Annotated in this window: 5 protein-coding genes; 2 read left to right on the forward strand and 3 right to left on the reverse strand. The window is 60.0% G+C overall.

Features of this window, described 5'->3' with window-relative positions:
- Nucleotides 1-255 precede the first annotated feature (255 nt).
- The gene (locus ACP7BX_RS30490; RefSeq protein ID WP_314535666.1) at nucleotides 256-726 is read right to left on the reverse strand and encodes an Lrp/AsnC family transcriptional regulator; all 471 of its coding nucleotides are present in this window, start codon (nucleotides 724-726) and stop codon (nucleotides 256-258) included.
- A 123-nt stretch (nucleotides 727-849) separates the two neighbouring features.
- On the opposite strand from ACP7BX_RS30490, the gene ACP7BX_RS30495 reads away from it, so the two are divergent.
- Both ACP7BX_RS30495 and ACP7BX_RS30500 read left to right on the forward strand, forming a co-directional pair.
- On the forward strand, nucleotides 850-2,085 hold the full coding sequence (locus tag ACP7BX_RS30495) for a methionine gamma-lyase (RefSeq protein WP_426127946.1): 1,236 nt from the start codon (nucleotides 850-852) through the stop codon (nucleotides 2,083-2,085).
- Between the two features lie 155 nt (nucleotides 2,086-2,240).
- The gene (locus tag ACP7BX_RS30500) at nucleotides 2,241-2,909 is read left to right on the forward strand and encodes a helix-turn-helix transcriptional regulator (RefSeq protein WP_426127944.1); all 669 of its coding nucleotides are present in this window, start codon (nucleotides 2,241-2,243) and stop codon (nucleotides 2,907-2,909) included.
- A gap of 45 nt (nucleotides 2,910-2,954) precedes the next feature.
- Here the strand turns inward: ACP7BX_RS30500 and ACP7BX_RS30505 are convergent, their stop codons facing one another.
- Both ACP7BX_RS30505 and macA read right to left on the reverse strand, forming a co-directional pair.
- On the reverse strand, nucleotides 2,955-4,913 hold the full coding sequence (locus ACP7BX_RS30505) for a MacB family efflux pump subunit (protein WP_426127942.1): 1,959 nt from the start codon (nucleotides 4,911-4,913) through the stop codon (nucleotides 2,955-2,957).
- Nucleotides 4,914-4,916: 3 nt separating this feature from the next.
- Nucleotides 4,917-6,068: a macrolide transporter subunit MacA gene (gene macA / locus ACP7BX_RS30510; protein WP_426127940.1), complete on the reverse strand. Its 1,152-nt coding sequence runs from the start codon at nucleotides 6,066-6,068 to the stop codon at nucleotides 4,917-4,919.
- Between the last annotated feature and the right edge of the window lie 202 nt (nucleotides 6,069-6,270).

The following is a 6,270-nucleotide window of genomic DNA, read 5'->3' on the forward strand; positions in this document are numbered from 1 at the left end:
TTGAATCCGTGGGTAACCCGGCAGGACGCCGGGTTAGCCGCGCTGGGCCAAGGATGGCCCATCGCGGCGGCCCACGGACTCAAGCCGGAGTGAGGGCATGCCGAGCCTAGGCGAGGCACCGAGTGTTGGGGCGAAGACCTTTTGGTTACTTTTGGGGCGTTTGCCAAAAGTGACCCGCTGTAAGAGCGGAACCATAGGTAGCCGTTACCGAAGCAACGGATATGTACACAAAACAACACAACACACCATCCCCCATCACCCCGACAACGGAATCACCCTCAACGCCCTAACCGACTTATAAGAAAAACTCGAATAAATCTCCTTGACGCAAGGCAACGTCTGCAACACCTCCCGTGCAAACTCCCCAAACGACTCCAGATCCTTCGCCACCACTTCCAACAAAAAATCATAGCGCCCGGACACGTTATGACACGCCACAATCTCCGGAATCTCCAACAACCGCTGCTCAAACGCTCGAGCAATTTCCTGGGTGTGACTCTCCATCATGATGCTGACAAACGCCGTCACCCCATACCCCAATGCCTTGGGCGAAAGAATCGCCTGATACCCACTGATCACCCCGCTCTCTTCCAGGTTGCGCACACGCCGCCAGCACGGCGAGGTCGTCAAGGAAACGCGGTCGGCCAATTCAGCCACCGTGAGACGGGCATTGCCCTGCAACGCGTTTAAAAGTGCTTTATCGGTGCGATCCAGACTGACAGGCATAACGTGCCTCTATTCATTATTTTTATGAGGTTTTCATCCAAAAACATAGGAACCAGCAGCAAATATTGCAAAGTTCATCTCTGGTTATGAGCATAGCATTGTAGGAAATAAGGAGCGTCCGACATGAACAATAAACACAATGCATTCGGCTTTTCCACCCGCGCCATCCACCACGGCTATGACCCAAAAGACCACCACGGCGCACTCGTCCCGCCGATTTACCTGTCAGCCACCTTTGCGTTCCCAACCGCTGAATACGGCGCCGCCTGTTTTGCCGGCGAAGCGAGCGGCCACTTCTATACACGTATTTCCAACCCGACCCTGGCGCTGCTGGAATCACGCATGGCCACCTTGGAAAATGGTGAAGCTGCCGTGGCGTTCAGCTCAGGCATGGGTGCGATTGCCGCGACGTTCTGGACCCTGCTGCGCCCCGGTGATGAGGTGATCGTCAGCCAGACCCTGTACGGCTGCACCTTTGCCCTGCTGCACCATGGCATCGGTGAATTCGGTATCAAAGTGCGGCATGTCGACCTCACCGACCTCGAAGCCCTGCAAGCCGCTCTCAGCCCCGCCACCCGCATGATCTATTGTGAAACCCCGGCCAATCCCAACCTGCGACTGGTGGACATCGCCGCCGTAGCCGCCCTCGCCCACCAGCAGCCAAATGTCACCCTGGTCGTCGACAACACCTACTGCACACCCTACCTGCAACGCCCCCTCGACCTGGGCGCCGATGTGGTGGTGCACTCGGCCACCAAGTACCTCAGCGGCCACGGCGATATCACCGCAGGCATCGCCGTGAGCAGCCAGGCCCTGGCCCAGCGCATTCGCCTGCAAGGCCTCAAGGACCTGACCGGCGCAGTGATGTCGCCACAGGACGCCTCGCTGTTGATGCGCGGCCTCAAGACCCTGGCGCTGCGCATGGATCGTCATTGCAGCAACGCCCAGGCGGTGGCCGAAGCCCTGCAGGCGCACCCGGCCGTGCAGTGGGTGACATACCCAGGGTTGCGTTCTTTCCCGCAATACGAATTGGCGACACAGCAGATGAAACTGCCAGGCGGCATGATTGCCTTCGAACTCAAGGGCGGCATCGAAACCGGTCGGCGTTTCATGAATGCACTCAAGCTGTTCACCCGTGCGGTCAGCCTGGGTGACGCGGAGTCACTGGCCCAGCACCCGGCGAGCATGACCCATTCCACCTACACCCCGCAGGAGCGTGCGGCGCACGGGATCAGCGAAGGGTTGGTGCGCTTGTCGGTCGGGCTTGAGGACGTGGCCGATCTGCTGGCGGACGTGCAGCAGGCACTGGCCAAATGCACACGTACGGTGACGCGTGCTTCTAAGCCTGTAAGTGTTTAATCCGTTTTTTTAAGATTGGATCCCCTTCCCGTCGCCAGGCTGTACTAGCATAGGTTCCGGCGGGAAGGACTATCACGGTAGGTTATTCGCATTGGCTTGCATCTTAATCCCCGTCGCTATAAGGCCGAATACCTGCACGCCTCATGGACGAAATGATGAACTCACAGCTGTTCCCTCATATTGGCAAAGTCATCGCCAGCACCGGCAGCCGCCATTTCCCACGCATGCTGCATGACCTGATCCTCACCCAACTGGCAGTGGACGCCACCCATATCACGCAATTGCAGGTCAGCGCCGACGGGCAAACCCGCCGCAAGATCAGCCCGGTCTACACCGATTCGGTGGAAGCGTTGGGCGACGAACAACCCGCCGCGCAATTGCACCTCACCCGCCGCAAGGATGACGTGCGCTACGTGTTGTCGGTGTATCGCTCGCACCAGTCCGAAAGCTTTTCGCCCCAGGAGCGCAGCATATTGCAGGACTTCTCCACCTTGTTGCTGCCCATGGTGGAAAAGCACATCGCCGCGATCCAACCGTGCCGCCAGGACAGCGACCCGGTGGTGCCGGAAAACCAGGGCCTCGAAACCCTGCGCAGGCGCATTGAAGAACGCTTGGTGCAGTCTGGACTGACCTTGTCCAACCGTGAGCTTGAGGTGTGCGTGGGCCTGTTGGCCGGGCGCACGGCGCCGGAGCTGGCGGAGCAGTTGGCGTTGAAGGTCAACACCATCGAGAGCTACCTCAAGCGCGCGTCGATCAAGCTGGGGATCAGCGGGCGACATTCGCTGTTGCGGTGGATGTATGCCACTGAGGACACGCTCTCGTAAAAAAATACTGCAGAAGCCGGCTTGCCGGCTCCTGCAGCGGGTTGCTCAATCTCTGGCAAGCGCCTCGATCGGGTCCAGGCGCGCCGCATTCCTGGCCGGCACAAAGCCGAACACAATACCGATCAACGTCGAACAGGCAAACGCCGTGATGATCGAACCCAGGGAAAACACCATCTCCCATTCCTTCACAAACAACGAAAACAGAAAGCCCAGGGCGTAGGACAGCGAGATCCCGATCAGCCCGCCGATCAAACACACCATCACCGCCTCCACCAGGAACTGCTGGCGGATATCCGACTGCCGCGCCCCCACCGCCATGCGAATGCCGATCTCGCGGGTACGCTCGGTGACGGACACCAGCATGATATTCATCACGCCAATGCCCCCCACCAGCAACGAAATCACCGCGATCAACGACAGCAGCAACGCCAGGGAGCGACTGGTTTTCTGCACCGTCTGCATGATGCTGTCGAGGTTGTTGGTGAAAAAATCCTTGGTGCCGTGGCGTTGCAGCATGAGCTTGTTGACGTTGTCTTCCACCACCTTACTTGGCTGGCCGTCCTTGATACGCACCGTGATGCTGTCCAGATGGCGCTGCCCGAGCAAGCGCCCCGCCGCTGTTTCATAGGGCACCCACACGTTCAACGCCTTGCTGGCGGCGAACATGTTCTTATTGTCCGCGGTAACCCCGATCACGGTACACGGCAGGTTGCCCACCAGGATCACCTGACCCAGCGGGTCAACGTTCGGGCCGAACAATCGATGACGGGTGTTGTGGTCGATCACCACCACCTGGGCCTGGCGCCGCGCATCGCTTTCGCTGAAGGCGATACCGGCTTCGAGCTTGAGTCCCTTCACTTTGAAGTAGCGGTCACTCACCCCATTCACCTGCGCATCCAGGTCGATATTGCCAAAGCGCAGCAACAGGTTGCGGCCCACCACCGGCGTGGCGCTGTCGACGTAATACAGCTGGTTCAACGCGTCCACGTCCGATGGCATCAAGGTCTCGATGGCCGAGGCGCGACTGTCGCCAAAACTGGTGCCGGAAAAGATATCGATGGTGTTGCTGCCAATCGCCTGGATGTCCTTGAGCACATAACGCTTGGCGCCTTCGCCGATGGCCGAGATCGACACCACCGAAGTGATACCGATAACGATACCGAGCATGGTCAACAAGGTGCGCATGCGGTGAGACACCAGCGCGACCCAGGCCATGTTGAAGGCCTCCTTGAACAACCCCAGGCTCGCCACCAAGCGCCGGGCGCCGCTGCGCTTTGGCTCGATAGGTGTGTCGCTGGGCAACTCCAGGCCAGCACTGTCATTGGCCTTATCGCTGACAATCTCGCCATCGCTCACCTCGACGATACGCTGCGCATTCGCCGCAACCTTGGGGTCGTGGGTGACGATAATCACCGTGTGCCCCGCCGCGTGCAGCTCGGCGAGGATACGCATCACCTCTTTGCCGCTGTGAGTGTCAAGGGCGCCAGTGGGTTCGTCGGCGAGGATCACTTCGCCGCCGTTCATCAACGCGCGGGCGATACTCACCCGTTGCTGTTGGCCACCGGAGAGCTGGCTGGGGCGATGTTTGGTGTGGCCGGACAGGCCCAGCCGCGCGAGCAACTCCCGTGCACGGCTGTGCCGCTGGGTTTCCGGTGTGCCGGCGTAGATCGCTGGCATTTCCACGTTGTGCAAGGCACTCAGGTGCGCCAGCAAGTGGTAGCGCTGGAAGATAAAACCGAAGTAATCGCGGCGCAGCTCGGCCAGTTGCTCATCCCCGAGGGAACGGGTTTCGATGCCGTTGATCTTGTAGCTGCCGGCCGTGGCGTAATCCAGGCCGCCGAGGATGTTCATCAGGGTGGATTTACCGGAGCCCGAAGCGCCAATGATCGCGACCATTTCCCCGGCATGGATCGTCAGGTCGATGCCCTTGAGCGCGATAAATTCGCGCTCGCCGGCCATGAAGCTGCGGGTGATGCCCTTGAGTTCCAGCAGTGGCTGAGTCATCCGTCAGTTCCCCGCCACAGCCGGCGTGGCGTCACCGATCACCACGTTGTCGCCTTCGGCAATGCCTTCGAGGATCTGCACCTTCACATTGTTATTGATCCCGGTCTTCACCTCCCGCGACACCGCCTTGCCCTTCGCGTCCAGCACCCGCACCGAGTAACTGCCGTCGTTGTTGCGCGCCCCCAGCGCCGCCACCGGCACCATCAGCGCGGCCTCGGCAGTGTCGAGCACGATACGTACCTGGGCGGTCATGGCGATGCGCAGGCGGTGGTCGGGGTTGGGTACGTCGAACAGTGCGTTGTAGAACACCGCCGTGTTCTGCTTCGGCGTGCCGGCTGTCTGGGTTTCCAGGAAGTTCTGCGGCGCCGGTTCCGTGCCGCGCAGCTTGGCGTAGTAACGCTTGTCGGCCTCGCCGAGGATGGTGAAGTACACCTGCTGGCCGGGGCTGATGTGAATCACATCCGCCTCGGAGACCTGGGCCTTGACGGTCATGGTGTCCAGGTCCGCCAGCTTGAGCAGTACCGGCGCCAGTTGGTTGGCGATCACGGTCTGGCCTTCCTGGGTGACGATGCCCACTACATCACCGTCGATGGGCGCGACGATGCGGGTGTAGGCCAGGTTGACTTTGGCGGTGTCGATCTGGATGTGGGCGCTTTTGATTTGCGCGTCCAGAGACAAGAGGTTGGCCTGTTGCACCTGGAAGGTAGATTCGGCGTCTTCGAAGTCCTGACGGGAGACCGATTCGTCAATCTGCAGGCCTTTGTAGCGTTCGTACACGGACTTGGCCTGCTTGAGCTGGGCGGCGGTGGCGCGGCGTTGGGCCTGGAGGTTTTCTTCGTCGACCTGGGCTTTGCGCAGGGTGTTTTGCAGGATCAATGGGTCGATTTCGGCTAGCCATTGGCCCTTTTTGACCTTGTCGCCGACTTTGACTTTGAGGGATTTCAGTTGGCCAGAGACTTGGGCGCCGACGTCGACCTGTTTGATGCCTTCGAGCAGGCCGGTGGCGAGCACGGCGTTTTCGATGTTGCCGCGTTCGGCGGTGGCGGTGAGGTATTGCGGTGCGTCGGCGGGGGACTGGACCGTGTAGATGATCAAGCCTATGGCGATGGCCAGTGTGGCGAGCATTCCTAGTTTGCGTAGCGTTGGCTTTTGCATAGATGACCTTTGATCGAGAACATATCCGTTACTTGAGTAACGGCCACTATTGGTTCCGCTCTTACAGCGGGTCACTTTTGAAAAGCGCAAAAGTAACCAAAACGCTCTTGCCCCAACACTCGGTGCCTCGCCTAGGCTCGGCATGCCCTCACTCCGGCTTGAATCCGTGGGCCGCCGCGATGGGCCATCCTTGGCCCAGCGC

Origin of the sequence: Pseudomonas sp. DWP3-1-3b3, from assembly GCF_049896305.1 — a bacterium.
Taxonomy (GTDB): Bacteria; Pseudomonadota; Gammaproteobacteria; order Pseudomonadales; family Pseudomonadaceae; genus Aquipseudomonas; species Aquipseudomonas azotoformans_A.

What these genes read in the sequence shown, in the direction of transcription:
- ACP7BX_RS30490 (WP_314535666.1), bottom strand. Translation starts at nt 726, where the DNA reads ATGCCTGTCAGTCTGGATCGCACCGATAAAGCACTTTTAAACGCGTTG.
- ACP7BX_RS30495 (WP_426127946.1), top strand. Translation starts at nt 850, where the DNA reads ATGAACAATAAACACAATGCATTCGGCTTTTCCACCCGCGCCATCCAC.
- ACP7BX_RS30500 (WP_426127944.1), top strand. Translation starts at nt 2,241, where the DNA reads ATGAACTCACAGCTGTTCCCTCATATTGGCAAAGTCATCGCCAGCACC.
- ACP7BX_RS30505 (WP_426127942.1), bottom strand. Translation starts at nt 4,913, where the DNA reads ATGACTCAGCCACTGCTGGAACTCAAGGGCATCACCCGCAGCTTCATG.
- macA (WP_426127940.1), bottom strand. Translation starts at nt 6,068, where the DNA reads ATGCAAAAGCCAACGCTACGCAAACTAGGAATGCTCGCCACACTGGCC.